26 protein-coding genes and 1 tRNA gene are annotated in these 25,899 nt (G+C 68.5%); 10 read left to right on the top strand and 17 right to left on the bottom strand.

Annotated elements, in window-relative coordinates; genetic code table 11:
- Positions 1–199: 199 nt before the first annotated feature.
- A tRNA-Leu gene (locus ACFY1P_RS17560) sits at positions 200–287 on the top strand.
- A gap of 88 nt (positions 288–375) precedes the next feature.
- Here ACFY1P_RS17560 and ACFY1P_RS17555 read toward each other — a convergent pair.
- Both ACFY1P_RS17555 and ACFY1P_RS17550 read right to left on the bottom strand, forming a co-directional pair.
- Entirely contained in the window at positions 376–1,653 is a 1,278-nt protein-coding gene (locus ACFY1P_RS17555; RefSeq protein ID WP_390751064.1) for a tyrosine-type recombinase/integrase, read from the bottom strand.
- 32 nt (positions 1,654–1,685) lie between these two features.
- Positions 1,686–2,249, bottom strand: a complete 564-nt coding sequence (locus tag ACFY1P_RS17550) for a hypothetical protein (protein ID WP_390751063.1) — start codon at positions 2,247–2,249, stop codon at positions 1,686–1,688.
- Positions 2,250–2,388: 139 nt separating this feature from the next.
- Here ACFY1P_RS17550 and ACFY1P_RS17545 point away from each other — a divergent pair, with 139 nt between their 5' ends.
- Complete coding sequence (locus ACFY1P_RS17545; protein ID WP_390751062.1) at positions 2,389–2,571, top strand: helix-turn-helix domain-containing protein; 183 nt, start codon at positions 2,389–2,391, stop codon at positions 2,569–2,571.
- 114 nt (positions 2,572–2,685) lie between these two features.
- A complete protein-coding gene (locus ACFY1P_RS17540) occupies positions 2,686–3,060 on the top strand; it encodes a hypothetical protein (RefSeq protein WP_390751061.1) in 375 nt (124 codons plus the stop codon).
- A 776-nt stretch (positions 3,061–3,836) separates the two neighbouring features.
- Here ACFY1P_RS17540 and ACFY1P_RS17535 read toward each other — a convergent pair.
- Both ACFY1P_RS17535 and ACFY1P_RS17530 read right to left on the bottom strand, forming a co-directional pair.
- Positions 3,837–5,936, bottom strand: a complete 2,100-nt coding sequence (locus ACFY1P_RS17535; RefSeq protein ID WP_390751060.1) for a DNA methyltransferase — start codon at positions 5,934–5,936, stop codon at positions 3,837–3,839.
- A 20-nt stretch (positions 5,937–5,956) separates the two neighbouring features.
- The gene (locus ACFY1P_RS17530) at positions 5,957–6,700 is read right to left on the bottom strand and encodes a hypothetical protein (protein ID WP_390751059.1); all 744 of its coding nucleotides are present in this window, start codon (positions 6,698–6,700) and stop codon (positions 5,957–5,959) included.
- A gap of 510 nt (positions 6,701–7,210) precedes the next feature.
- Here ACFY1P_RS17530 and ACFY1P_RS17525 point away from each other — a divergent pair.
- Positions 7,211–8,047 carry a recombinase family protein gene (locus tag ACFY1P_RS17525; protein WP_390751058.1) on the top strand — a complete coding sequence of 279 codons (837 nt, stop codon included), beginning with the start codon at positions 7,211–7,213 and terminating at the stop codon, positions 8,045–8,047.
- A gap of 21 nt (positions 8,048–8,068) precedes the next feature.
- Here ACFY1P_RS17525 and ACFY1P_RS17520 read toward each other — a convergent pair whose 3' ends face one another.
- The 9 genes from ACFY1P_RS17520 to ddaH form a co-directional block, all read right to left on the bottom strand.
- Positions 8,069–8,923, bottom strand: a complete 855-nt coding sequence (locus tag ACFY1P_RS17520) for a hypothetical protein (protein WP_390751057.1) — start codon at positions 8,921–8,923, stop codon at positions 8,069–8,071.
- Entirely contained in the window at positions 8,904–9,776 is an 873-nt protein-coding gene (locus ACFY1P_RS17515; RefSeq protein WP_390751056.1) for an aldo/keto reductase, read from the bottom strand. The genes ACFY1P_RS17520 and ACFY1P_RS17515 overlap by 20 nt, the downstream gene beginning before the upstream one ends.
- 29 nt (positions 9,777–9,805) lie before the next feature.
- Positions 9,806–10,993 carry a cupin domain-containing protein gene (locus tag ACFY1P_RS17510; RefSeq protein WP_390751055.1) on the bottom strand — a complete coding sequence of 396 codons (1,188 nt, stop codon included), beginning with the start codon at positions 10,991–10,993 and terminating at the stop codon, positions 9,806–9,808.
- Positions 10,994–11,007: 14 nt separating this feature from the next.
- Entirely contained in the window at positions 11,008–11,145 is a 138-nt protein-coding gene (locus ACFY1P_RS17505) for a hypothetical protein (RefSeq protein WP_169748831.1), read from the bottom strand.
- Positions 11,146–11,639: 494 nt separating this feature from the next.
- Positions 11,640–12,473: a helix-turn-helix domain-containing protein gene (locus ACFY1P_RS17500; RefSeq protein WP_390751054.1), complete on the bottom strand. Its 834-nt coding sequence runs from the start codon at positions 12,471–12,473 to the stop codon at positions 11,640–11,642.
- Positions 12,470–12,982: a DUF6879 family protein gene (locus ACFY1P_RS17495; protein WP_390751053.1), complete on the bottom strand. Its 513-nt coding sequence runs from the start codon at positions 12,980–12,982 to the stop codon at positions 12,470–12,472. Before ACFY1P_RS17495 ends, ACFY1P_RS17500 begins: the two co-directional genes overlap by 4 nt.
- Positions 12,966–13,175, bottom strand: a complete 210-nt coding sequence (locus ACFY1P_RS17490; protein ID WP_078870908.1) for a hypothetical protein — start codon at positions 13,173–13,175, stop codon at positions 12,966–12,968. The genes ACFY1P_RS17495 and ACFY1P_RS17490 overlap by 17 nt, the downstream gene beginning before the upstream one ends.
- A gap of 547 nt (positions 13,176–13,722) precedes the next feature.
- A complete protein-coding gene (locus ACFY1P_RS17485) occupies positions 13,723–14,277 on the bottom strand; it encodes a hypothetical protein (protein ID WP_390751052.1) in 555 nt (184 codons plus the stop codon).
- A 284-nt stretch (positions 14,278–14,561) separates the two neighbouring features.
- Complete coding sequence (ddaH, locus tag ACFY1P_RS17480) at positions 14,562–15,338, bottom strand: dimethylargininase (RefSeq protein WP_390751051.1); 777 nt, start codon at positions 15,336–15,338, stop codon at positions 14,562–14,564.
- A gap of 55 nt (positions 15,339–15,393) precedes the next feature.
- Here ddaH and ACFY1P_RS17475 point away from each other — a divergent pair, with 55 nt between their 5' ends.
- Complete coding sequence (locus ACFY1P_RS17475) at positions 15,394–15,798, top strand: (2Fe-2S) ferredoxin domain-containing protein (RefSeq protein ID WP_361533354.1); 405 nt, start codon at positions 15,394–15,396, stop codon at positions 15,796–15,798.
- Between the two features lie 137 nt (positions 15,799–15,935).
- Here the strand turns inward: ACFY1P_RS17475 and ACFY1P_RS17470 are convergent, their stop codons facing one another.
- Positions 15,936–17,456, bottom strand: coding sequence for an APC family permease (locus ACFY1P_RS17470; protein WP_361533357.1), 1,521 nt, complete (start codon positions 17,454–17,456; stop codon positions 15,936–15,938).
- Positions 17,457–17,534: 78 nt separating this feature from the next.
- Positions 17,535–18,488 carry a hypothetical protein gene (locus tag ACFY1P_RS17465; protein WP_390751050.1) on the bottom strand — a complete coding sequence of 318 codons (954 nt, stop codon included), beginning with the start codon at positions 18,486–18,488 and terminating at the stop codon, positions 17,535–17,537.
- Between the two features lie 418 nt (positions 18,489–18,906).
- On the opposite strand from ACFY1P_RS17465, the gene ACFY1P_RS17460 reads away from it, so the two are divergent.
- Both ACFY1P_RS17460 and ACFY1P_RS17455 read left to right on the top strand, forming a co-directional pair.
- Complete coding sequence (locus ACFY1P_RS17460; RefSeq protein ID WP_361533363.1) at positions 18,907–19,791, top strand: DMT family transporter; 885 nt, start codon at positions 18,907–18,909, stop codon at positions 19,789–19,791.
- 311 nt (positions 19,792–20,102) lie between these two features.
- Positions 20,103–20,627, top strand: coding sequence for an NUDIX domain-containing protein (locus tag ACFY1P_RS17455; protein ID WP_361528162.1), 525 nt, complete (start codon positions 20,103–20,105; stop codon positions 20,625–20,627).
- A gap of 48 nt (positions 20,628–20,675) precedes the next feature.
- On the opposite strand, the gene ACFY1P_RS17450 is transcribed toward ACFY1P_RS17455, so the two are convergent.
- Positions 20,676–21,602: an NADP-dependent oxidoreductase gene (locus ACFY1P_RS17450; RefSeq protein WP_361528164.1), complete on the bottom strand. Its 927-nt coding sequence runs from the start codon at positions 21,600–21,602 to the stop codon at positions 20,676–20,678.
- 34 nt (positions 21,603–21,636) lie between these two features.
- Positions 21,637–23,127 (bottom strand): MFS transporter, encoded by a 1,491-nt coding sequence (locus ACFY1P_RS17445; RefSeq protein WP_361528166.1) that lies wholly within the window; start codon positions 23,125–23,127, stop codon positions 21,637–21,639.
- A 134-nt stretch (positions 23,128–23,261) separates the two neighbouring features.
- Between ACFY1P_RS17445 and ACFY1P_RS17440 the strand changes: the two genes are divergently transcribed.
- The 3 genes from ACFY1P_RS17440 to ACFY1P_RS17430 all read left to right on the top strand — a co-directional run bounded on the left by ACFY1P_RS17440 (position 23,262) and on the right by ACFY1P_RS17430 (position 25,899).
- Complete coding sequence (locus ACFY1P_RS17440; protein ID WP_361528168.1) at positions 23,262–23,702, top strand: MarR family transcriptional regulator; 441 nt, start codon at positions 23,262–23,264, stop codon at positions 23,700–23,702.
- A gap of 88 nt (positions 23,703–23,790) precedes the next feature.
- Positions 23,791–24,732: an MBL fold metallo-hydrolase gene (locus tag ACFY1P_RS17435; RefSeq protein WP_361528170.1), complete on the top strand. Its 942-nt coding sequence runs from the start codon at positions 23,791–23,793 to the stop codon at positions 24,730–24,732.
- 144 nt (positions 24,733–24,876) lie between these two features.
- Positions 24,877–25,899 carry a phosphotransferase family protein gene (locus ACFY1P_RS17430; RefSeq protein ID WP_390751049.1) on the top strand — a complete coding sequence of 341 codons (1,023 nt, stop codon included), beginning with the start codon at positions 24,877–24,879 and terminating at the stop codon, positions 25,897–25,899.

Below are 25,899 nucleotides of genomic sequence, written 5' to 3'. Positions count from 1 at the left end.
CACCCCCGCGGGGCGGCCCACGGCGTGGTCCTCCGCCATCCTCTCTCTCCTGTCTCCGCAGCCCAAGGGCGCAATGCTCCGGACACACGCCCGCCACACACCGCCCGGCCGCCGCGACCGACCGCGTGATCGAGCACTCCAGATCTTTGGTATTGTTTTCCTCGTCGGAAGGGGAACAGCCCGGAAGACAAAACACCTGGTCCGGGTGGCGGAATGGCAGACGCGCTAGCTTGAGGTGCTAGTGCCCTTTATCGGGCGTGGGGGTTCAAGTCCCCCCTCGGACACCAGAAGAGACCCCAGTTCATCTGGGGTTTTTCTGTTTCTCAGACTGTGGCGTGACCAACCACGTAACCAACAGCCGAGCGAATTTCCTGGTCAGACCAGGGATGACAGGCCGAGTCGACTGGCGCTCGAAGTTGCCAGCTTCTTCGCTCCCTCAGCGCGACGCCTGCCGTACCGCGCCATGGTGTAGCCCGGCGAGTGATGCCGGGCGTTGGCCGAGACCTCTACCGGGTTCTCGTGGTTGTCGAGATCGTTCGTGATCTTCGACGCCCGCCAGTCGTGCAGGCGGAAGTTCTCCGGCAGGTGCAGACGGTTGCGTGCCGTCCGCCAGCGGGCCGACACCTTCTCGGGGTCCTGTGGTCCGCCCGCCTCACCCCGGTACAGCTTGAAGCCGTCGCGGGCGAACACGAGGTCATGGTCCACCCAGAGATCCCCGAGGCGTTCCCGCTCCGCGTCCTGGCGTTCCTTCTGCCACTTGAGGATGTTCATCAGGGCTTGGTCTACGTAGATGATCGCGTTGTCGTCTCCGTCCTTGGTGAGCTTCCGCAGCCGGTAGGTGTTGCCTTCCTCGACCACGACCCAGGCCAGTTCGATGGCGCACTCATCCCAGTGGATGAGCGACCACTTCCACCCCAGCACCTCGCTACGGCGGCATGAGGTGGCCGCGTAGACGGTCCACAGCGGGGCGTCCCGAAGGCAGTGGTGAGTCAGCCCGCCGTCACAGGCCCGGTTGCCGCACGGCTTCCAGATGTCCGCCAGGAACCCCCGCGTCTCGTGATCGTTGAGCGTGGGGAAGTCCGGCTGTGCCGCCTTGATCTGCCGCTCCGTGGGCGGGTTGGCAGTGTGGGCCGGGTTGACCGTGAGGAGCTTCCTCGGTCCGGTCACCGAGTCCAGCGCCGCCGAGATGATGTTGTGGATGTGGCGGACGCTCTTGGGGCCGAGCGGCTTGTTGCCGTTGGCCTCGATGGGCGTGGCCTCCAAGAGCCGGTACAGCTCGTCCAGTCGCTCGTCCGTCACCTCCACCACCTTCACCCTGCCGATGTGCGGCTTGATGTGCAGCCGGATCTTCGGCTCGTACCCCTCCTTCGTGGTGTCTTCGCCCCGGTGCTTGGCAAGCCACCCCTCCATGAGCTGGGCCATGGTCATGTCGGAGCGGGGCGTGAGGGTGCCTGCCTCATGGTCGGTGTGCCACTTGCGCAGCCCCCGTTCCGCTTCGGTCTTGTTCCTGTACTCCCGGCCTATCCAGTAGCGCTCTTTCCTGCCCGTCGCCGGGTTGAAGTGCAGGGGCGTACGCACGCCCCAGGTGTTCGGTCGGCCCGTGCGCGGGATCTCCACCGGAGTCCCACCGAGCCCGTTGCCGCGCTTTGCCACCCGGCTAGTTCCCCCTCGCTCTGTCCCAGCCGCTACGGCTGTCGCACCTGTTCGACATTGATCCCCCTCAGCGTTTCGATCGCCTTGTCTGTGAGCTGTCCGCCCGCCTTGCCTTCGACCTTGGTCAGGAAGCCACGCTGACGCGCCGCCCGGAGGTGGCCCTTCAACGTCGCCTGCTTGGTCCCTGTCCACAGCTCAAGGTCTTGGGCGGGTGCGGTCCGTCCGAGGTTCACGAAGCGCACGTACAGGGCGGAGAGCACCGCGAGGTACTCGTCCGACACCCCCTTGGGGAGGCCGGCAAGCTCACGCCGGAAGTTCTCGATCGCCTGCTCGCCAGCGCGGCTCAGCCGCGTCAACGCCCCTACGTCTTTCGCGAACGCGGCGGTGTCGATCTGCCGCAGGACCGTGCTGGTGATGCCGCGCGCCACCTCTTGGGGGTCGGCTTCCTCGTGGGGCTCGATCCGGATTTCGCGGGGGTTGCCCGATGTGGAGTCGAGCGGCATCCACATGGTGACCTTCCATGCCCCGATGCGCTGGAACTGTTCGATGCCCGCACGGGGCGCAGCGCTGCCCTCGTGATCGTTGGTGTTCGTCATGGCCGACAACGTACGGAACCGAAACGCATCAGGCAAGTCAGGGTGTGACGCATCCGGGTTTGACTGAGCCAGACTGATAACTCGGGATGGGCAGCCCGAGGGGAAGAACCCTCCCCTCCGCTAACCGAGGAGCCGTCCTTTGCAGAACGCCCGCCTGATGAGCGTCACCGACCTGGCCGAGTACCTGGGCGTGACGCCCGCGTGGGTCTACAACAACCACCGAGCACTCAACATCCCCGCCCGCAAGATCGGCGGACACCTCCGCTTCCGGCCCTCCGACGTGGACCGCTGGATCGAGGAGCAGTGCCCGGCCGTCGCCTGACCTGAACCCCAACCCCAAGCCAGCCGGACGGCTGGCCGTGCCTACCAGAAGGGAACACATGCAAACCATCAACAACCGGCGCACACCGCGCCACATGGGAAGGATCAGGACTCAGTGCGCATCGACTTCGGACCCGGCGTCGAGTGGGGCGGCCTCCCTCAGGCGCAGTGCGAATGCATGGCCCGTGACAACCGGCACCCGCTGGCATACCGCGTCTACTTCTCCGCCCTGTGGAAGGCGAACCAGATAGGTCACGCCGAGTTCCGCATGGGTGAGCTCGCCACGATCCTTGTCGGTGAAGGTGGAGTCATCCCGTCCAGGCAGAGCGTCACGAACGCGGTCGGGCGAGCCAAGGCGCTGGACCTCATCGGACCGGACTCAACCGTCCGGTGCCTCACCCTGGCCCATCGCCACTTCCAGAAGGGCGGCCGGGGTGGCCGCAAGTGCAGCGTGCACGGCGGCGCCACGCCTTGGGCGTGGGCTTCCTGAACGCTCACCCGTCCAGACCGACACGCGTCAGGTGTACAAACACGCGGAACGTACACGCCGGACGTGGCGGAGGGACACGCCGCCCGTGTCGTGGTACGTCACCTGACCTGCGGAAACGTTCGCTGCTCTTTATCTATCTCAGTAGGTTCTTAGCCTCGCAAGCCTTGAATACCCGGCCCCTGCCGGGGCCGGCAGAGCGAAGCGACTCACGTACGTACGTCAACAGCAAGACGTAAAGGCGAGGATCGAAGGAGCTACGCCATGAGCAGCCCCGAAGGGGCCGACATCGTGGAGCCACTAACGTGCAGCGGCGAAGGGAAGCAGGGGCGCGGCAGCGCCCCCATCAACGGCGAGTGCGGTGGCGAAGAGGTAAGCGGCAGGGGCGGCCTCCGGCCGCGCAGCTGGAAGCCACTTCGGCAGAGCGGCCCCGAAGGGGCCGACATCAGGAAGACCGGGAAGCCAGCCGGGTGGGGCGCTGCCGCGCCCCCATAGCGCGAAGCCCCTTCGACTTGCAGCAAGAGGCGTGGGCCGCTTACGCGGCCACAGGGCCAAGCCGCTTACGGCAAGCCCCGGAGGCGTCATTCTTGTGCAGGCTCCGCGTGCCAGCCAGGCTAGGCACAGCGCTCCCACCTGCTACTTCTCCGCCGCCGCCCACGGTCGCCGCTGCCCTGACGAGGTCTGGAACCGTGGCAGGATATGAGCTGCTAAGGCATGCCGGTTGATGTCATCGGCGGGGAGGGGCATGCCCCCACTTCCGGACTTAACGAGACTTTCACTCAAGGAGCCAGGCGGTCGATACACTCGGTCGCCAGTTCATCTGCGAGTGCAGCCGTAGCCAAGAGATCAACCCGTTCCGGATTTGCGGTATAGGTCGCCAGGACATATCCGCGGATCACTGATCGAATATCACCAGCTCCGACCGAAACTTCCGTGGCTTGTAGTTCGCTCAGCAGACGCTCGCCAGCGCGCGCGGCTGCTCGCGGATCAGTCATCATGTTGCGAGCCGCCCCCGACCGCTTTCGACAGACCACTACCGAGTCGAGGTTTGACGGCTCCTTCCCTCCCTTCGTAACGCTCGTAGTCATCTCGCCCTTTACGGGGCGGACGGCGGTCACTACCAACCCGGCGTCAGCGAGAGCCTGCATGAGTGCCACCCACCCCGTAATCCTGGCTTGGTGAAAGGTAAAGGCAAGGAGGCCATCAACCTTTAGCACACGAGCGCATTCACGCCAGACGCGAGCAATGGCTTTCTGGAACTCTTCCGGTGAGGCACTCTGCACCTCGCCGATGTTACGGGTGGTGTCGCGAGTCACCGGATAACGCTCGAACGGCACTACCTCCCTAAGCCAGGCGTGAAAGAAATCAGCCAACTCCGAGTAGTGGACGTTATCCATATACGGCGGGTCAGTGATCACTAGGTCAACTGACGCATCAGGCAGATCGGTTTGCGACGCATCCCCAGTGCGCAGATAGACTGCTCCGTCGGGCAACCCTCCTTGGGGCCACTCATCGAAGAGCGTCAACTCGATCGGGTGCGACAAACCTTCGACGCGCTGAACCTGGCCGCCGACCAAAACTTGATCGAAGGGAGAGAGCTTATATGCCTGTGCCCTCATGAGCCGACTCTGAAACAGGGTGGAGAATGAACCCGACGATGCTGGGGTTCCCCATGGGTGAGCTTCCAGGGGGGTGCGTTCTGGCTTCAGTACATGGTTGCTGAACATGTGTCTGACCGCTCCGGTTCCTTCCCCCTTGAAGGAACAGAACATGTTGTTGAACTCTAGTGTTCCAGAAAAGAGCGCGGCGAGAGCTTCCCGTTCAGCGGCGTCAATATCGTCGAGGTCCCGGATGGCGGCGCCCAGCAACCCTAGCGAATATAGCTGGCGGTCATTGAAGAACTGACGCCACTCCTGGAATCCCCATCGGATTGCCTGTCGAGTGTTCTGTCCATCGTCAAGTGTTCCGCGGGGAGTCACTAGATAATCTTGCTTCTCTCGAAGCAACTTGGAACACTCGGCGTAAAGATCTTTGTCGAACTGACTGATGGGCTCGTAGCGTTTCTTCCCATCAAAATCAAGCACGAGCTTAGCAAACATCTCTCGATTCGGAGGCTGCCCTCCCAGTGCGTCAACAACCTTGGACACATGGCCTTGCGAGCACGTCATGATGCTGCGATTGACTGCTCCGTCGCGCTTGACAAGGTGACCATTGCGACAGGTCAACGACTCGAAATCATACCTACCAGGAATAATATCCAAGCACTCCGGACAGACGATCTGAGCATCGGGGATGCGCTTCGGGTAAGCATGTTGCGAGAACACGTGAGAAGAAAATAGCCGCGTGGCTACGCCACAGGTGAGGCAGTCCGCTACTCCTACCCAAAAGTAGTAAAGGACGGTTTCCCCGTTCTCAGATCGATGCACCCGATCAATCTCCGGGCGGCAACTCTCCTCAAGGAATTTGAACGCCCGCTTGAGTTCCGAGCTATCCCACCTGTGCACGGCTTGGCGCTGCGTCAGAGTTGCAACCGGGTTGATATCCCAGCCGACTACCTTGGCTCCAAGCTTTGCAGCTTCCACGACAGTTGTGCCCGATCCCGAAAATGGGTCGAACACCGTCATCCCGTCGAGGCTAGTTGCCGTCGAATAAGCCCCCATGGCGGCGAAACGATCCTCGGTGAGCGCAGACGTCAGAATGCCACGAAAGATCGATCCGAGCCGCTTGGCCCACCATTTGTGAGTGCTGGTCGCCGGACGATGCACCTCCTTGCGCCAGGACTCATGCTCCCCGATCTGGCTCAGTTCGGCCGCAGGGAAGTCGTATTCCAGAGCCGTGCGAGGAGGCACCTGAGAAAGCTTGCCAGCGAGATCGGTCACATGGTCAATTTCAAAAAGGGTCACTCGTCGCCACCAAGGAGGAGCTGATCATTGACCTGCACCGGGCTCTTCATGCTAACGATTCCACTGCCCGCCCCCTTCATGCGATAAGCAGCAAAGCGGTGCTCTTTGCCGGCTGAAGGGTTCGGAGCGAACTGAGGCGTCAGCACGTTCTCGCGCATGTCAAAGCTGTACCCGACTATGATATCACGCGCCTCTACGCGAACCAGATCGCCGACTTTCTCAAGCCTCCCGTCCATCGGAAATTCCGCTGGAACGATGAGCGTTGCCTGCCCTGTTGTCCCTTCGGTCAGCGCAAATGGAGTCGGGGCGACGTACATCTTCCGGTCGCGAACCAAGAGATCACCATACGATCCGAATCCGCGAAAACTCTTATTCTTGTGGACGTATGTGTGATCGGCGTTCAGGAAGTCGCCATGACATACGACCAAATCAACCACGGGATACTCTGATTCACCAGAGTTGGCCGGGTATCGGCCGAAAACGTAGTAGACCGTTCGACCGTTATGCAGACCGGTAGGAACTCGACTGTTGCTATCGTAGTCTGCCTCCCTTCCGGGCCACTGGAGCCCCTTAACCTCATAGCCCTCTGGATGGTGTACCAGCGTGAAGTCCGGGTAGCTATTTCTCCCGATCGAGTCGTGCATGAGGTCGGCGTCAGTCAGACGGTCTCCGACCCAGTTCTGAAAGTGAAACTCCTTATCCGACTTGCTTACGCGCTTGATCAACACCGCACGCTGCATGGCCTCATAGCAAGCCAAGAAGGCGTCGGCGGAGGTCGAGGGAGTCGCAGCCATAGAGGTTCGCATCCGAGGTCTTGTATGGGATCGGCCGGCGCCGATAGGTCGACCCAAGACTATGCGCTTACACGGGGAGCAGTAGCCGGAATGACCTAACCCAACTCCCTGGCCTCTTGCGTAGGGCGACCTTGGAACAGTGGCGCAACCCGTGCCGCCAAGACACGGCGGTCCTAGCTCATCCACTCGGGGGTCATCCCCCACCCCCTCCGCCGTCACCCCGGCGAGTGCTGGCCGATCCCTCCCCCTGACTGTGAGGGCCTACCGTGCAACGCGACAGGTTGCCGATGGGTGCAGAGCGACCGCGACGGGACGTCTCAAAAACCTTCGACAGTGAGACGCTCTGGCACCTCTTGGGCGGTGTCCGATTCGCCCTCACTCTTGCGTCTCGAAACCCGTCTCAAAAGATCCGCCTCGCGACTGGCTTTCGAGACACGTTTATGAGACGGTCTCATCATGGCCACGAACACCGCGTCGGCCGAACAGGTCGAGCGTCACACCTGCCCGAAGTGCGAAGCCCCCGCCGGTAGCCCCTGCCGTACGGGTGCGGGCAAGGTGGCAGCGAACTACCACACGGGGCGCTTCGCCCTCGTGCCGTCTCTGAAGGCGGAACTCACCGTGAAGACCCCGGCCGACCGCAACCCCGGTAAGCGGTGGGTGCAGGGTGAGCCCGTGCCTGTCGTGGCTGAAGCCGTGCCGGGCCCAGCGATACGACTGGGCTATGCCAGGTGCAGCACGGTTGGGCAGGAACTACAGAGCCAGTTGGACATGCTGGCCCGTGCCGACTGCACGCGGGTGTTCTCGGAGAAGATCAGTACCCGTGTGAAGGAGCGGCCGGAACTGGAGAATGCCCTCACTCTCGCACGGGAGTTCAAGACAGCCGCTCCGAACCAGCCCGTCATCCTCACCGTGGTGGAGATGAAGCGCCTTGCCCGCAACGCGGCGGAACTCATGACCCTCTCGTCCACGCTCCAGAAGGGCGGCATCCAACTGGAACTCCTCTCCGGCCCCTTGCAGGGTGTGTACGACCCGAACGGGGCGGGAGCCATCGTGTTCGCCGTCCTGGCCGTGGCCGCCGAGGTGGAGCGGGAAGGCATCCGGGAGAAGACGTTGGAAGGGCTGGACACTGCGGCCCGCAAGGGCAACCACGGTGGACGCCCCTCCGTAGTGGGCTACGACAAGCTAGCCGTAGCCCGTGCCCGGCACGCCAAGGGAGAGAGCGTCACGGCCATTGCCAAGGCTCTGGGGATCTCTCGGGCCACCTTGTACCGGCACATCGGTGAGAGCGACTGAGACCGGCGCACAGGGGCACGGTCAGGCGCTCACCTCGGAGTGCACAGGGGCGGGCGGGCGCACTCCGGTGAGCGCCTCTGCATGGGCCACGAGGTGGGGTGCAAGGTCGGGGTACCAGCCACGGGCTACGGCTTGCAGCATCTCGGCCAGGGCCGCGAGTTCCCCGATTCGGCCGGCGGGGGTGTTGAGGATCGGCGCGAACTCCTTGCGGATGCGGGCGGCTACGTCGGGAACAAGCAGGCTGTTGGCGTGGAGGAGTCCCGCGTCATAGCCGAAGGGCACCCGTCCCCACCGCTCCCAGTCCAGCAGGCACAGGGGCGCGGCGGTGAGGTTGCCCCAGTGCAGGTCACCGTGACCGGTCACCCGCTCCACCTTGGCGGGGGCAGGGATGCCGAGGAACTGGGGGAAGGCTCGTTCGATCCACCCGTCCCGCACGGTTGCCTTCACTCCCTCCGCTTCAGCGAGGAGGGCCAGGGCTTGGCGAAGGTCCGCCCACCACTCGTCAGGCAACCCCGGGTCGTGGTCGATGTCGGCCCGGTCGGGGGACACGATGGGTTGCGTGAGGTAGTCCAGGACTTCCGCCTCGAAGGCCCACTCGCCGTCAGTCCAGTCATGCACCGCGTGCAGGTGGGGGTGGGGCACGCCGTCAGGTACCAGCTCAGAGGCTCCGACGATGCCTTCCCCCGCCTTCCTGCCCGCGTTCCTCTTCGCCGTCCGGCTGACCCGTAGCCACCGGTTCCCCGCTCGGCGTCCGAGGGTGACACCGAGGAAGCCCCACGCCAGTGGCCCCGTGCAGGTGAGGCCCAGTGCCTTGGCCGCCCGGTCGTGGGCGGCCTCCATCAGGGCCTGCACCTCCTCATTCACCGGCGAGTTCATCCGTCACCCTCCTGAGTTCCTGGGCCGTCAGCGGCGCAGCCAGAGCCTTGGCCACATCGTCCCAGTGCTCGCGGGTGCTCGCGGAGGTGAGGACGACATCGAGGCCAGGGCACGAGCCAGCGGCCAGCAGGGCAGCGGCTGCGGCCGACAGGCCGGGGTGGATGAGGTTCACCAGTTCGGGTGTCATGGCGTCAAGGAGTTCGCCCCCGTGCAGGGGCGCGGAGCCAAACGTGATCAGCCCCGCGTCCTTCGCCTGCACCAGCGGTCCGCCGCCGTTCAGGGCCTGTGTAATCGGGGCATCCATGATCAGGCTGACGGGCATCTGCAAGCCCGTGAAGTGATGCTCGGCGGAACCGGCCGCCTGCCGGGCGAGCGCGAGCAACTCGGGCACGCTGAGCGCTCCGGAGGTCAGGCCCGACCAGGTGGCGACGCCGTACCCGCCGATCCCGCCCGCATGGGCGAACTCTTCCAGCGCGGTGAAGGCTTCCCGTACATGCCCGTGCAGAACGGCACGGTCAAGGCCGTGCCCGTGGTGCTCCGGGTTGTGCACGAACACCAGGTCCACGCGCCCGAGCGCGGCCAACGACCGCTCCGTCTGCCAGCGGACGAAGCCCCGCTCAAGGCTGTGCCTACCGGCCGCCTCTTCCCGGGTGAGCATGTCCTCAGCCAGGGCGGTACGGCCCTGCTCCTCCGCGAAGAACCCCGTCTTCGTGGCTACCCGCACGGTCGGGTACTCCCCGAGAACCGGGCGCAGTTCCTCATGCGCCCGACCACGGGCATAGTTGGGTGCCGTGTCCACCCAGGGACTACCGGCAGCCAGGGCGGTGCGTGCCGCCCGGCTGACGGCACGCACGCGGTATGTCCCCAGGCAGAGAGCGGCGGTCACAGCGCCGTCCCCACGACTGCGACGGCGTGGCCGTCGATGAGGACGGAGACCAGTTCAGCCACCTCCTTGACCTCCAGTCCGGCGGAGTCGGCGAGTTCGCCGAGCGTGGTCGGCTGGTTGGTCAGCAGTGTGCCCAGCGCGGGCGCGGCGGACTCGGCGAAGTCCCAAGCGGTACCGGCCGCCGAGAAGGTGACCGTGCCCTGTTCGCGGTTCGCCGTCAGGCGGCCCCTCGGAGTGGTGAGCTTGACCGTGATCTCCCCCCGTGCGGGGAGGCCGTCCACGTAGGGCAGGGACGGAATCGCGTGGCCCAGGTCCGTCGTGTCGATCGACTCTGCCCACCGCTCCACGAGGCGGGGGTCCGCCATCATGTCGGCCACTTCACGGCGTACGGCGTCGGTGAAGTCCGACTGTTCCGCCAGCGAGCCGAACCGCGGGACGTCCCTGCGGAGCGCGAGGGACGCCCGAAGCTGGTCAACGATCCAGAGCATCAGGTCAGCGCCCGTGTGCGGGACCATCCCGAACGTGAGGTGAAGGGATTCTGTCCCCTGGTCAGCGGTGACCGAGTGCCACCAGCCGCGCGGCAGGTAGAGCACGTCACCCGGGAACAGAACGAGGTCCGCCACCGGGTCGCCCTCCGGCTCCTCCGGCGACTCCACGTCCCGGAAGGTGGGAGCTTCACGGGTCATCCCCCACAGGCGCCACCGCTTCGAGCCGTGCAGCTGGACCACGACCACATCGTGGTCGTCCCAGTGCCGGCCGAAGCCCTCCCGCTCGGTCCACGAGGCGTACACGTTGGCCTGCACGGAAGTCCCGAGGAAGCGTTCCAATCCCTCCGCAGCTGCCCCCACGGCGGGGTGCATCTTCTCCACGGCGTCGAGGACCAGCGACGCCCCGTCCCTGAGCTGGGCGTGGAAGTCGGACGGCTGGATGCGGGACCAGGTGACCGCGCGGCGGTTCGTGGTTGGGATCGCGTAGCGGTGCAGCGGGACCATCTCGCCGTCAGCCGACAGGCGCAGCCGGGGCGGCTCCAGCCGCTGCGTGGCGATGATCCGGTTCAGGTCGTCCCAGGAGAACAGGCCCGCTGTGTCGGCGGCCCCGGGGAAGTGCGCGTGGGAGCGGTGGTACGTCTGGGCGAGGAACGTGTCTCCGCCCAGACGCCCCGCCCACGAGGCTGCATCAAGCAACGTGGGCGCTCCCGTCAGTCGTTGCCGTCGGAACGGCCACTGCTGACGTCAGACTCCTGCTCGGCGCGGGTGCGCGCGGCCACGATCTTCCGCTTCGCGACGAGCAGGCCACCCCCCTCGGGGGCCACCGAAGTGGTGTTCTCTTCCACCATCGGACTACCTCTCTCTTCTCGGGGAACTCCCGCCGGGAATCCGGCAGGAAGCAAAGGGAGACAGCGGCGAGTGCGGCGGCCACCGGATCGCCAGAGTTCCGGCGAGAGCCAGGACGCACGCCACCCATCACGTCGCCTTCGGCTCCACCGCCACGGGGCGGAGAGCACTGGCAGGCAACGAGCTGCGGCCCGTGCACCGAGGGCACCCGCACGGCGGGTACTTGGTCGGCGAACCCAGGATCACCGCATTGCGCGGCTCCACCTGCACCTCACGCACCGGGCCGTACGTCCGGCCGCCGTCGTACGACACCCGCAGAGTCATACGCCCGGTCACGAGCGCACACCACCATCAGGGCCGAACGCCCGCCGGTACTCCAGCCCCCGACCTACGCCGTAGCGCACCCGCTCTTCGTTTCGCTCGGTCGCTGTCATGGGGGAAATCATTGGCCCAGAAATCGGCGGCTGTGTAGTTCTTTCCCGTCATGGACTAAAGATCATGAACGGCAGGCGGCAGCCCACTCCGTCAACAAGGCTCGCGCTTCGGCCCCGAACACCGCGTACCCCTCCAGTGTCGAGAACAGTTCCAAATGCATTTCGATGTCGCGTGGATCTCTCAGGATCACGACACCGGTGGTGTTCTCCACAGTGGCCAGGGTGTTGTCGTAGACAGTGAAGGTGTCCATCGGAGCCATGGGCTTGTATCCCGCGATTGGGATGACACCGAGCTTCACATTCGGCAGGTGGGTCAGTGAGGCCAGCCGGTCAATCTGCATCGCCATCGCGGCCGGGGGCAGGAGCGGCCACCTCACGGCCTGTTCGGTGAGGATGAAGGTGAACCGCTTCTTCGTGTCGTAAAGAACCTCCTGCCGCTCCAACTTCCTCGCGATCGTCTTAGTGACATCAGCCGGGGAATGGGCGAGGCTGGCCCGGATGTACTCAGGGGTGGACAGCAGTCCCGTAATCATTGAGAGCAGGAAGAAACGGAACTCGGTAGAGGAGGATTCGAGCGCGGCAAGTTCGGTCTGCTTCTTTTCCAGTCCTCTGCGGCGCAGCGAGCGCAGGTCTTGCCACTCGGTATTGGCCAGCCTCGCGAGGGCAATGACCTCCTCGATGACCTCGGGCGGAGCAACGACAGCCCGGAGGATTCTCTCCAGATCGAGCAGGCTCGGTTGCGCTTTCCCGTTCTCGATCCGACTGATCTTCGATTGGGACATGTTGCAACGCCGAGCGAGCCGGTCCCCAGTGAGGCCGGCTCGCTTGCGTAGTTCTTTCAGCAGGGCGGCCAATTCTTGCTTCGGCTGCCCCAGCTGTTCAGGGTCGAACGTCACCCGCTCACGTACTCCAGGAATGGAACCGACTCGGCAACGGCAATCCGCTTCCACTGCCGATACGGCTCAGGGTCACCCTCGTACAGTTCCCGGTTTATCTGCGTCCCGTCCGCCCGGTAGTTCATCAGAACCACCTTGGACTCATCGAACATCCAGAAGTCCTGATCCGGAAGCCCCGGGTTCTCTCGGTCGGTGAGGTCGAGAATGCGGATATCCTCGCCCGCCTTCACGTGGTGCCGGTAGTAATACTCGAACTCGAACCGGAGGTAATCCGAGAGCGGGCGAGTCACGACGTGCACCCTGCCGACGCTCTTCCCTTCCGAGGCCCATTGCCGAACCTCGTCCACCCAGGCCGACGTGTAATCGTCCGGGGATTTCTCCCCGGTTAGGAAGCGCTTCAGCTTCTCCGCTTCCTGGGGCATGGTGTAGACGGGCAGCGTTTCCAGCCGCCACGCCCCACGCTCCATGGAATCGAAGCAGTCATTCCACGCGTCACCATCCAAGTGCACGGAATGCCTCCCTGAGAACCGCCTCCGGGATTTCCACGAGCCCTTCTCCGGAGGGCGGGGTGAAGGCGTTGGACACGTCGCCCTGCACGACGAACGATCCCGTGGCCGTGCGGTACACGTTCGGGCAGTCCTTCTCTCCGCACTCGCCGTTGCCGTTGCCCGTGAGCCGGGTGAGTGCCGAACGTTCGGACATGCCAAACCCCCTTGCTCTGGCCCCGTTTGGGCCGCCTGCCCGCCGACAGTAGAGGGGGTGGCGCTACGCGTCTATGCGTGAACGCGACTATGCGTGTCCTTGCATAAACAGATCCCCGACCGCCCCAGCCACCCCCGGTACGTGGTCACGTACGCGCCCGTGCAGACTGGGCGTAGCCCCGTGGCGCGGTCCGGGAAGCCTGACCAGGGACGGACGCCCCGGAGGAGGGTTGGTCACGTGACCAACGCATGGCCAACAGGGGCCCGAGAGGGCCTGAAACAGCAGGAAAGAACAGGAGAAACGCCCGCCGAAATGAAGCCTGTCGACGGGCGTTTCCCCAGGTCAGAGCGGTTGTGGGCTGGCGCCCGAGAGGAGAGTTCAAGTCCCCCCTCGGACACCAGAAGAGACCCCAGTTCATCTGGGGTCTTTCTGCTTTTCCGGCTGTGGCGTGACCCACGGCCCAGCGGGCTGGGACTCTCCCCGGCCGTCGGCAACCCCGTCACGCAAATTTCCCCGGGCGGCGTTGTGAACGTGAATGCCGGTAGCGTCACGCATTTGGGGTGATCCGGAGGGCAGCCGCGCCATTGGCCTGCCGCAGGCCCTCCGGAGTGAGGCAGGCGGTGGGCAGCTGGGTGGGCAGGAGCGTGATGGTCCTGGTCGCTCGGCCGCCCTTGCCGCGTCCGGCTACGACCTCTCCCCGCAGGGTGAGCAGTTGGACGCCGGCGGCGCGCGTGACCAGGGGAGCCGACGTATAGACGATCACGGACTTCTCGCCGTCGGCGTAGTGCACGACCTCCTTCGACGGGCGCGGCTGCGCGGGCAGCGAGCCGGCGTTCACACAGGCTGCTGCCGATGATCCTCCGTGGATATGGCCGGTCGCCGGAAGAGGCTCGCCCTCCGCTCCGGAGCAGGAGTAGGAGACGTCGGCGTCGATCCGGGTGGCCCGGGGCAGAAGGGACAGCCCCGGGCTGAAGGAGGTGTTCTCCGGCCCCTGGCACGAGACCGGCTCGTGAGCCTGGCCCGATGGTGCCCCCGCCAGCGAGAAACCCGCCAGCGCGAGAACGGACAGCGTCGCCGCCACGCCTCTTCTGCCGAACCCCATACCGGCCCCCTCCCGAATGCCACGACGGACCGGCTTGGGCTACCCACCGCGGTGACGGCCTCACTCGGGGAGAGGCAACAGAGCTGACGCATGGCCTCGTTGCTCACGCCGCCCCGGCAAGCACACGGCGCGCGGGCGGGAGGTCGCGCCCCTGAGGCAACGCGGTGGCCCCGGCGCGCGGAAGGCCGTTCCGGTCACGCGAAAGCGGCCTCACGGACCAGGTGTTCGTAGACGGCGGGCTCGTCGCTCTCCAGGACCGGGAAGCCGCTTCCCGGTTGCCCCGGTCAGCCCGGCAGGTCCCGTACGCGCACCGACAGGCACGTCACGCACCCCTCCAGTTTCTCGAATTCGGTGATGTCCACCGGGACCGGGACGAGGCCGCGGGACGTGAGGAGGGCGGCGGTGCGGGGGGCGTTCGAGGACAGGAGGACGTGGCCGCCGCCGAGGAGGACCACGTGGGCGCCGGGTTCCTCGGGGACCGGGAGGAAGTGGGGGAAGGCGGACGGGTCGTCGACGAGGGGCGGGTGGCCGAGGGCCGTGCCGTCGGGCAGGGCGGTGACCGCGGACTTCAGGTGGAGGACCTTCTCCACCGGTACGGGCACCACGCGCGCGCCCAGCGGTTCGAAGGCGGCGCGGAGTTGGCGTATCCCCTCGGCGTCCGTGCGGCCGCTCCTGCCGACGTAGACCGTGTCGCCGATCTTGAGGACGTCTCCCCCGTCGAGCGTGCCGGGGGCGCGGACGCGGTGGACGGTGAGGCCGAGCGCCTCGGCGGCCTCCTCGGCGCCGGCGGTCTCGGGGCGGCGGGAGGGCGCCGCGGAGCGGGCGATCAGGGCGGCGGTGCGGAAGACGACCATGGCGTCCTCGACGAACACCGCGTCCGGGCAGTCGTCGGCGGGCGGCACCTCGACCGTCCGCCAGCCGTGGTCGCGCAGCGCCCGGCAGTAGCCCTCCCACTGCCGCAGGGCGAGCGTGGTGTCGACGGGGGTGCGGGCGATGTGGGTGACCAGGCCCTCGGCGAGGCGGGGGCCGGGGCGGCGGACCAGGGCCGTTCTGCCGGGCATACGGGCTTCCTCTCCACGGGTGTTGAGCGGTACGGCCGTGCGTATCATCTGCCTGATGATCTCCAAACGTGCCCGTCGCACCGCCCCGGAAACCGCCCCCTGCCGGATCACCGTGTGCCGCGGCTGCTGCTGCGGCGACCCGCGGAAGGTGCCCGGGGTCGACCACGCGGGGCAGACGGCCCGGCTGCGGGCGGCCGTCGGGGACGCGGCGCAGGTGCGGGTGTCGGAGTGCCTCGATGTCTGCGACCAGGCGAACGTGATGGTCGTGCAGCCGTCGGCGGCGGGCCGGGCGGCGGGTGGCCGGCCGGTCTGGCTGGGCCTGGTCAACGACGACGACGCGCTGGCGGACATAGCGGCGTGGGTGCGGTCGGGGGGACCGGGGGTGGCCGACCCGCCGGGGGTGCTCGACCTCTACGAGTTCACCGCGTCGCGGCGGGTCGGCAAGGCGCTGGAGGGCTGAGCGCTCCGCTGGGAGTCCGGTGAGTCATCCGCGGGTGGGTCGTGGCCGGTCGCGCCCACGCGGCGGAGCCGCATGTCGAAAGAGCCCCGCGCCCCTTCGGGGCGCTGCCGAACCGCACCGGACTCCGTCAAGCCCGCTCAAGGCCCGGCCGTCGCCGCCTTCTCCAGCTGGAACGCCTCGTTGCCGAGGCCGATGCCGGCGTGGACGGCGGGGCGTACGTATTTGAGGACGACGCCGAAGCAGATCCCGCCGGCGACCGCGGCGCCGATGATGCCCGGCAGGATCCAGCGCAGCGGCGAGGCGGGGTCGGCGCCGAGGAGGACGTAGAAGTCCCTGACCGCGTACCAGGCGATGACGATCAGCGCGAGGCCCGCGACGCCGGAGGCGATGAGGCGGGGGGCCTGGGCGCGGGCGGCGCCGCGGCGTACGAAGAAGGCGATGACGGCGGCGGACGCGGCGGCCATGAGCACGATGACGCCGAGGGCCCCGACGTTGCCGCTCCAGGTGAAGAGGCGCTGCACGGGGGCCGTCGGGTCGCCGTGCGGGCGGCCGTCGGTGAGCGCGAAGAGCAGGACGGCGAGGACCGAGACGGCGCTCTGGAGCAGTGAGCCGTGGGCGGGCGCGCCGCTGCCCTTGGTCGTACGGCCCATGGCGGCGGGGAGCAGGCCCTCGCGGCCCATGGCGAAGACATAGCGGGCGACGACGTTGTGGAAGCTGAGCATGGCGGCGAACATGCCGGTCACGTAGAAGACGTGCATGACGTCGGCGACGGCTCCGCCGAGCCGGTCCTCGGTGAGGGTGAAGAGGAGGTTCGGGCCCTGTTCACGGGCGAGGCCGACGATGCGGCCGGGGCCGGCGGCGACGCTCAGGGCCCAGGAGCTGACGGCGAAGAAGAGGGCGACGAAGCCGACGGCGAGGAAGGTCACCCGGGCGACGACGACCTGGGGCCTGCTGGTCTCCTCGGCGTAGACGGCGGCCTGTTCGAAGCCGACGAAGGCGGCGATGGTGAAGCAGAGCGCGGTGCCGAGGCCGCCGCCGCCGAGCGTCGTGGGGTCGAAGGCGTGGAAGGAGACGCCTTCCCTGCCGGGGGCGGTGAGGCCGGCGAGGTCGAAGACGACGACCATGGCGCACTCGACGAGCAGGAGGACGCCGAGGACCCTGGCGTTGAGGTCTATCTTCAGCCAGCCGAGGACGCCGACGGCGAGGACGGCCGCGAGGGCGGGCACCCACCAGGCGACGCCGATGCCGAGGTGGTCGTCGAGGAGGCCGGAGAGCTCGAAGCCGAAGATGCCGTAGATGCCGAACTGGAGGGCGCTGTAGGCGACCAGGGCGACGACGGAGGCGGCCGCCCCGGCGGTGCCGCCGAGGCCGCGGGCGATATAGGCGTAGAAGGCGCCGGCGTTGTGGACGTGGCGGCTCATCTCGGCGTAGCCGAGGCTGAAGAGGGTCAGCACCACGCCGAGGATGACGAAGAGCAGGGGCTGGCCGACGACCCCCATGGTGCCGTACGTGGTGGGCATGACGCCCGCCGTCACCATCAGGGGCGCGCTGGCGGCGACCACGGACAGCAGGAGGCCGGCCGGTCCCATCCGACCGGCGCGCAGCCGTCTCTCCTGGCCCTTGAACGTGCTGATCTCGCTCGTCGTGCCCGTCGGCATGGCGGGGTCGTCCTTCCCATGGGAGTGAGCGGGGCGGTCGTGCCTGTGCGGGGTGTGCGGGTGTGCTGGTGTGCGGGGTCAGACCGCGCCGAGCGCGGCCTGGCGGGCGGCCCGGAACGCCTTGCGCGCGTCCTGGTCGGGGTACGACCAGGGGGCGTGGGTGGCGTGCGGGCCGATGCGGGTGAGGAGGGCGGCGGCCTCGGCCGGGCGGCCCTCGTGGAGCTTGGCGTGGGCGAGGTAGTTGAGGTCGACCTTGCGGCGGGGGTGGGCCGAGCCGTCGTCGACATCCCATTCGAGCCACCAGTCGAAGGCGGCCTTCATCACCTGGCGGGCCCTGCGGGTGGTCCAGTGCCCGGAGCGGGCGGGGTCGTGAGGCTCGACGCCCGCGCGGGCGAGCACACGATAGCGCTCGGCGTGGGCGACGACGGGGAGCACGGCCAGGGGCGAGTCGGCGGGTGCCTGCTCGGCGGCCCAGGAGGCGAAGTCGTAGACCTCGTGCAGAGGGTCGTCGCCGTCGCCCGTCCGGTGTTCCGCGAGGCAGGCGGCCATGAGGTGGTGGGCGTGATGGTGGTCCCGGTGGCGGGCGCGCACCTGGTCGAAGGCGCGGACGCGCTCGTCGTCGGTGCCGGTGCGGCGGGCGAGGATGAGGATGCCGAGCCACGGGGTGGGGTCGGCGGGGGCCATCCTGGCCGCGGTGAGGCAGGCGGCGCGGGCGATCTCGGGGATCTCCTGGCCCCGCACGGCGCGGAAGACTGTGGCGCAGGCGAGGAGCGCGGCGGCGTCGGGGCTGTCGGGTTCGGCGAGCTGCCATTCGCGGGCCCAGGCGGTGCTGGCGGTGCCCTCGGCGAGGACGACGAGGCGGTGGCCGCGGCGGTCCCAGTCGTCGCCGGTCTCGGCGAGGAGGTGGCGGGCCTCGGCCCAGCGGCCGCGGGCGAGGGCGTCGCGGGCGGTGGCGAGTGCGCTGTCGTCCAGGGCCGGGTCGAAGGCCGGTGCGTCCTTGTTCCGCGGGCGGCCCAAGGGTGGGGGTGTCATCGGCGGACCTCCTCCACGGGCTGCGCCCCCTCCCGGTGCCCGCGCGAGGCGTCGCCGGGATCAACCGCTGAATTCACACGCTGATCAACCGCTTCGGTCACGCACAGCAAAGCGGTAGTCACGGCTCCGAGTCAAGGGTGATCTTGGAACTGACAGCACCTCAACTCACACTCCGTCAGATCGGATCGCGGTCCGGCGGCTCGCCCGGATCAGGGTACGTCCGCCGCCGCCCGGACGTACGGTGGAGAGGTGACCGGAAGGGCATTTTTCGCATATATGTTCTATAGGCCATTGGAGGGAACGCGGGAGGGAATGCACGGCCGAAAGACGGGTACTCGGCCGTCACACCGCTCTCGGGGCGGCTATCGTTTTTCTGTCAAGTCCCCTACGACCCAGTGGTCTTGAGGTGCGCGACGTGATGGTCTTCGCCTTCGCCGTGAGTGCGGCCTGCTGCCTGGGGGTCGGCTTCGTCTACCAGCAGAGCGCGGCGCAGCGGGCCCCGATGAGCGACTTCCTCTCCCTCCGGCTGCTGCTCGACCTCGTGCGGATGCCGCAGTGGCTGGTCGGCATCGCGCTGATGATCGTCGGGATGGTGCTCGGCGCGATCGCGCTCGGCCGGGGCGAGATCTCCCTGGTGGAGCCGCTGCTGGCGACGAACCTGCTGTTCGCGATGGCCCTGTCGCGCTGGCGCACCCGGCAGCCGCTGGGCGCCACGGGCTGGTGCGGGCTGTGGCTGCTGGCGGGCGGGGTGACGGCCTTCATCGTCGCGGGCCGCCCGCACGGCGGCGACTCGGTGACCGACCCGCTGCGGCACTGGCTGATCATCGGCCTGATGGTGGGCTCGGCCCTGCTGCTCGCGACGGTCTCCAAGCGGCTGCGGATGAGCGTGGAGGCGGCGCTGCTGGCGGTCGCGGCGGGTCTGCTCTACGGCGTGCAGGACGCCCTCACCCGGGTCAGCGGCCAGCGGCTGGCGCACGGCGGCTGGACCACGCTGGTGGTGAGCTGGCAGCCGTACGGGGTGTTCGCGCTGGGTGTCACGGCGCTGGTCCTGGTGCAGAGCGCCTTCGAGACGGCGCCGCTGCGGCTGTCGCTGCCCGCCCTGACCGCGGCGCAGCCGCTGGCCGGGATCGTCTGCGGCGTGGGCTTCCTGGGCGACCGGCTGCGGACGACGCCGGGGGCGCTGGCCTGGGAGGTGGCGGGGCTGGTCGCGATCGTGGTCGGCATCGTCCTGATCGGGCGGCATCCGGCAATGCCGTCCGGCTCCGCCGAGCCGCACCGTGTCCGGGACCTTCAGCCACATTAAAGGGTGCGGATTGGTTTTCGGGTGCCGGTTGTGTACGCCTGGGGCGCTTTGTTTCCCCAGTCCCGCCCCTTCCCGGCTGCATCTGATGTGCGGCTCCGCCGCGTGGGGGCGCGTGCCCCAGACCCCGATGTGCGGGTCCGTTGCCTCCCCCAGCTACCTCCCCCAGACGGAGTCTGGGGGAGGTAGCTGGGGGAGTTTGAGGACAGCGCGCGAAGCGTGCTTCGGGGGTCTGGGGGCTTGCCCCCAGTTCGGGAAGGGGCGGGGCTGGGGAACAAACCCCCGCCGCAGGCGACGGCTGCTTGGATGGGCCCATGACCGATCAGCTACCGCAGCCAGCGGATGAGGTGCTCGACATCGTCGACGAACAGGACCGCGTCGTGGCGCAAGCGCCCCGTGGGGAAGCGTATGCGCGCGGGCTGCGGCACCGTTGCGTGTTCGTGCGGGCCCGGGACGCCGAGGGGCGGGTGTTCGTCCATCGCCGTACGGCGCAGAAGCTCGTCTTTCCCTCGCGCTACGACATGTTCGTGGGCGGCGTCGTCGGGGCGGGTGAGTCCTACGACGAGGCGGCGCTCCGCGAGGCGGAGGAGGAGCTGGGGGTTTCCGGGCTCCCCGCGCCGACCCCGCTCTTCCGCTTCCTCTACGACGCGCCGGGGCAGTCGTGGTGGTCGGCGGTGTACGAGGTGCGGTGCGACGCGGCCGTCTCCCCGCAGGAGTCGGAGGTGGCCTGGCACACCTTCCTCTCCGACGAGGAGCTGGAGGCCCGGCTTCCGGAGTGGGACTGGGTGCCGGACGGCCTCGCGGCGTACCGCCTGCTGCGCGAGTACGACGCCCGCTGAGCATGCCCGAGGCCCCCGGCCGACAGTCGGGGGCCTCGGGGCCGGGGGTCAGTCCACCGTCACCACGATCTTGCCGCGCGTGTGGCCCGCCGCGTTGAGCCGCTGCGCGTCCGCCGTCTTCTCCAGCGGGAACACCTCCGCCACCTCGACCGTGAGCACGCCGCTCTCCGCCAGTTCCGCGAGGGCCGTGAGGTCGGCGGCGTCGGGGCGTACGAAGACGTAGCGGCCGCCGAGGCCGAGGACGGCCGGGTCGGCGATGGAGGCGATGCGGCCGCCTTCCGCGAGGAGGGCCGGGGAGACGGTGAGCGCCTCGCCGCCCGCCAGGTCGAGGGCGGCGTCGACGCCGGAGGGCGCCAGCGCCCGTACGCGGTCGGCCAGCCCTTCGCCGTAGACGACCGGCTCGGCGCCGAGGCCGCGCAGGTAGTCGTGGTTGCGCTCGCTCGCGGTGCCGATGACCCGCGCGCCCAGGTGCTTCGCGATCTGGACGGCCATGGAGCCGACGCCCCCGGCCGCCGCGTGGACCAGCACGGTCTCGCCCTGTCCCACCTTGAGCGCCTTGACCAGCGACTGGTAGGCGGTCAGGCCCGCGAGCGGGAGCCCGGCGGCCTGCTCGAAGGTCAGGTTCGCCGGCTTGCGGGCGAGGGTGCGTACGGGGGCGGCGACGTACTCCGCGAAGGTGCCGCGGGAGAGGAAGTCCTCGCGGACGTAGCCGATGACCTCGTCACCGACGGCGAACTCGGCGACGTCGGCGCCGGGCTGCACCACCACTCCGGAGACGTCCCACCCGGGGATGACCGGGAAGACGGCGTCCAGGGCCGCGTCGAGGTAGCCGGCCTGCGCCTTCCAGTCGACGGGGTTGACGGCGGCGGCCTTGACCTTGATCAGGACGGAGTCGGGGCCGACCTTGGGGTCGGGCCGCTCACCGTACTCCAGGACCTCGGGTCCGCCGTAGCTGCGGTAGCTGATGGCCTTCATGGTGGTGCTCCTCGTTGGGGGGTGCGAACAGCGGTCAGGCGGTGACGCGTGCGGTCTCAGCGTCCTTCGCGGGTGCCTGGCCCGCCACCTCGGAACGCAGGGTGTGGATCTTGCGCAGGCCCAGCCCGGCGACGGCGGCGACCAGCAGGAGCGCCACGCCCGCGATGACGAAGGTCAGCGTGAACTGGCTCTCGGCGGGCAGCTTCGGGGCGCCCGGCGGCAGGTGTTCGATGCTCTTGGAGGCCAGCACCGTGGTGATCATCGCGGAGCCGATGGCGCTGCCGGTGGAGCGGGAGATGGAGTTGATGCCGTTGGCTATGCCGGTCTGGTGGTGCGGCACGCTGGCGACGATCACGGCGGGCATGGCGGCGTAGCCGAAGCTGATGGCCGCGCCGACGAGGACGCCCGCGCCGATGACGGAGAGCGCGTGGTCGTGGTCGAGCGTGATCCACGCGAAGCCCGCGGTGCCGAAGAGCGAGGCGAGCAGCAGGACCAGGCGCGGGCCCTTGTGGCGCACGAGCTGGCCGCCGATCGGGGCGGCGAGCAGCGAGACGATGGTGCTGGGCAGCAGGAACTCGACGGAGGCGCGCAGGACGCTGGCGTCGAAGCCGTAGCCCGCGATCTTCGACGGCATCTGCACGAGGTAGGAGACGCCGATGAAGAGGGCGAAGGAGCCGAAGCCGACGAGCAGTCCGGAGAGGTTGGCGAAGAGCACCGGGCGGTGGGCGAACATCTTCATGTCGACCAGCGGCTCGCTCACCTTGCGCTCGACCAGCGTCCACACCCCGGCCATCACGACGGCGCCGGCGAAGCAGCCGATCGTACGGGCGGAGGACCAGCCCCACTCGTGGCCCTGGGTGATGGGCAGCAGGAGCAGGACGAGGGTGGCGGCGAGGCTGAGCGCGCCGAGGACGTCGGTGCGGCCGCCGGTGGTCTCCCGGGTGGCGGGCACGAGGAAGACGACGGCGATCAGCGCGAGCGCGGCGAGGCCGGTGGCCAGCCAGAAGGCGCTGCGGTAGTCGGGGTTGTCGCCGGAGGTGAGCAGGCCGGTGGCGACGAGCGCGAGGCCGCTGCCGAAGGCGAGGGTGCCGCTGACCATGGCCATGGCGCCGGGCAGCTTGGCGGGGCGCACCTCCTCGCGCAGCACGGAGAGCGCGAGCGGGAAGATCGCGGTGGCGGCGCCCTGGAGCACCCGGCCGACGATCAGCCACAGCAGGGAGTGGGTGACGGCGGCGAGCACGGAGCCCGCGACCATCACGACCAGCACGCCGACGAGGGTCTTCTTCTTGCCGTGCTGGTCGCCGAAGCGGCCGAGCAGCGGGGTGAAGACGGCGGCGGAGAGCAGGGTGGCGGTCGTGACCCAGCTGACGTTGGCGGAGCTGGTGCCGAGGTCCTTCTGGATGAGGCCGAGGATCGGTACGACCAGCGTCTGCATCATCGAGACGACCATGGCGGCGAGGCTCAGGGCGAAGACGATGACCGTCTCGTTGCGTCTTCCGCTCTCGGTGGCGGCTGGGGAGCTCATGCGGGGAATCCTCCGGATTGCTTCACGACTTTGATGCTTGAGATCGTCAAGCAACCAGCAAAGGCTAGGGCCGGATACTTCAGGTAGTCAAGTTAATGTTTCATTACCTCAAGCTCTTGAGTAGACTCGAGGGCATGACCGCCACCTCTCCCCGGACCCCGACCAAGGCCCAGCTCCTGGAGCTGGTGGCGGCGCTCGGCACCGCCCAGTGGCAGGACTTCGCCGCCGCCGCGGCCCGCCAGGGCCTCACCTCCGTGCAGGCCAAGCTCCTCGCCCAGCTCAAGGGCCCGGTCCCGATGCGCGGCCTGGCCACCCTGCTGGTCTGCGACGCCTCCAACGTCACCGGCATCGTGGACCGCCTGGAGGCCCGCGGCCTCGTCCGCCGCGAGGCGGACCCGGCCGACCGGCGGGTGAAGAACGTGGTGGCCACCGACGAGGGCCACGAGATCATCCGCCGGGTGCGGGCCGAGATGCAGGCCACCCACAGCGCGCTCGACGCGCTGGACGAGGAGGAGCGCACCACGCTCTACGGCCTGCTGGAGCGCCTCCGCCCGGGCATGGAGCGGCGCGGCTGACGGCCGTCCACGCGATCGCCCCGCGCCCGTATTCTGACGGTCAGTCCGATCCGCGCACCCCGCGCGGACGACGAGGGGAGGCCCTTGGATGTCCAGCACCACCACCGCACCGGCCGCCGGCACCGCAGCGACGGAGCCGTACACCGTCGAGCTCGCCCCGGGCGTCCGCGCGTTCGTCCAGCCCGACGGCGGCTGGTGCCTCAACAACGCCGGGATCATCAGCTCGGGCGGCCGCACGGCGCTGATCGACACGGCGGCGACCGAGCGGCGCGCCCGGCGGCTGCGGGACACCGCCGCGGCGCACGGCGCGGCACCGCCCACGACGGTCGTCAACACCCATCACCACGGCGACCACACCTACGGCAACTGCGTCTTCCCCGAGGCCACGATCATCGGCCACACCGGCTGCCGCGAGGAGACCCTCGCCGTGGGCTTCCAGCTGCACGGCCAGTGGCCCTGGGTCGACTACGGCGACATCGCCATCACCCCCGCCTTCGTCACCTACGACGACACGCTCACCGTGCACGTCGGTGACCACGAGCTGCGGCTGATCCACCCGGGCCCGGCGCACACCATCGGCGACACGATCGTGCACCTGCCGGACGCGGGCATCGTCTTCACCGGCGACCTGGTCTTCAACGGCGGCACCCCCTTCATCCCGATGGGCTCCCTCGCCGGATCGCTGCGCGCCCTGGAGGTGCTGCGGGGCCTGGACGCCGAGACCGTCGTGCCGGGCCACGGCCCGGTCACCGACCCCGGCGTCTACGACGTCCTCGAACGCTACTTCCGCTGGCTCCAGGACCTGGCCGCCACCGAGCACGCCGCCGGCCGCACCCCGCTGGAGGCCGCGCGCCGCGCGGACCTCGGCGAGTTCGCGCAGCTGCACGAGAGCGAGCGGCTGGTGGGCAATCTGCACCGCGCGTACGCCGAGCTCGACGGCCTGCCGCTGGGAGCCCAGCTCGACCTGCCCCTGGTGCTCGGTGACATGCGGACGATGAACGGCGGGGAGCCCCTCACCTGCCACGCCTGACGCGCACGGCGGTGGCGGATTGTCGCCGGGAGGTCTGGACGGCATACCGACCGGTCGGCATGATGATCCCGGGCCGGTGCCGCGCCCGCCGCGGCACCGGCCCGACCGCGTCCGCGGGCTCAATTCCCCATGGAGGAGCACTCGATGAGCAAGGGCAATCCCCCAGGACTCGACCTGGACCGGCTGCGCGGGCATCTGGAGCAGGAGCTCCCGGGGCTGGTGCGCGGGCCGCTGAGCGCCGAGCTGATCGAGGGCGGCCGCTCCAACCTCACCTACGCCGTCACCGACGGCACCGGCCGCTGGGTGGTGCGCCGCCCGCCGCTCGGGCACGTGCTGGCCACCGCCCACGACATGCGGCGCGAGCACCGGGTGATCAGCGCGCTGCACCCGACCCCCGTGCCGGTGCCGCGTGCGCTGCTTTTGTGCGAGGACGAGAGCGTCGTGGGAGCGCCGTTCTACGTGATGGACTTCGTGGCCGGCACGCCCTACCGCTCGGCCGGGCAGCTGGCCGCGCTCGGCCCCGAGCGCACCCGCCGGGTCGTCCTCTCTCTCGCCGACACCCTCGTGGAGCTGCACGCCGTGGACCCGGCCGCGGCCGGGCTCGCGGACTTCGGGCGGCCGGAGGGCTTCCTGGAGCGGCAGTTGCGGCGCTGGGGGAAGCAGCTGGCGGCCTCGCGCGAGCGCGAGCTGCCCGGCATCGACGAGCTCCACACGGCCCTGGCGGCGGCGCTGCCCGTCTCGCCCGCGCCCACCGTCGTGCACGGTGACTACCGCCTGGACAACGTCCTCGTCGGCGCCGACGACACCGTCCGGGCGGTCCTCGACTGGGAGATGTCCACGCTCGGCGATCCGCTGACCGACCTCGGCCTGCTGGTGATGTACAGCGAGCAGCGGCCCGTGCCCGGCTCGCCCATCGCCACCACCCGCGAGGCCCCGGGCCACCCGGAGCCCGCGGAGCTGGTGGAGCGGTACGCGGCCGGGTCGGGCCGCGACGTCTCGGCGCTGCCGTGGTACACCGCCTTCGCCTATTTCAAGCTCGCCGTGATCCTGGAGGGCATCCACTACCGCTACACCCTCGGGCAGACCGTCGGGCCGGGCTTCGACCGCATCGGAGCGCTCGTACCGCTCTTCATCGACAACGGCCTCACCACCCTTCAGGAGGGCTGA

Source organism: Streptomyces sp. NPDC001407, assembly GCF_042895325.1.
In the GTDB taxonomy this organism is placed as follows: domain Bacteria; phylum Actinomycetota; class Actinomycetes; order Streptomycetales; family Streptomycetaceae; genus Streptomyces.
The sequence above is the reverse complement of the archived record's forward strand: the minus strand, read 5'-3'. Positions and strand labels throughout refer to the sequence as shown.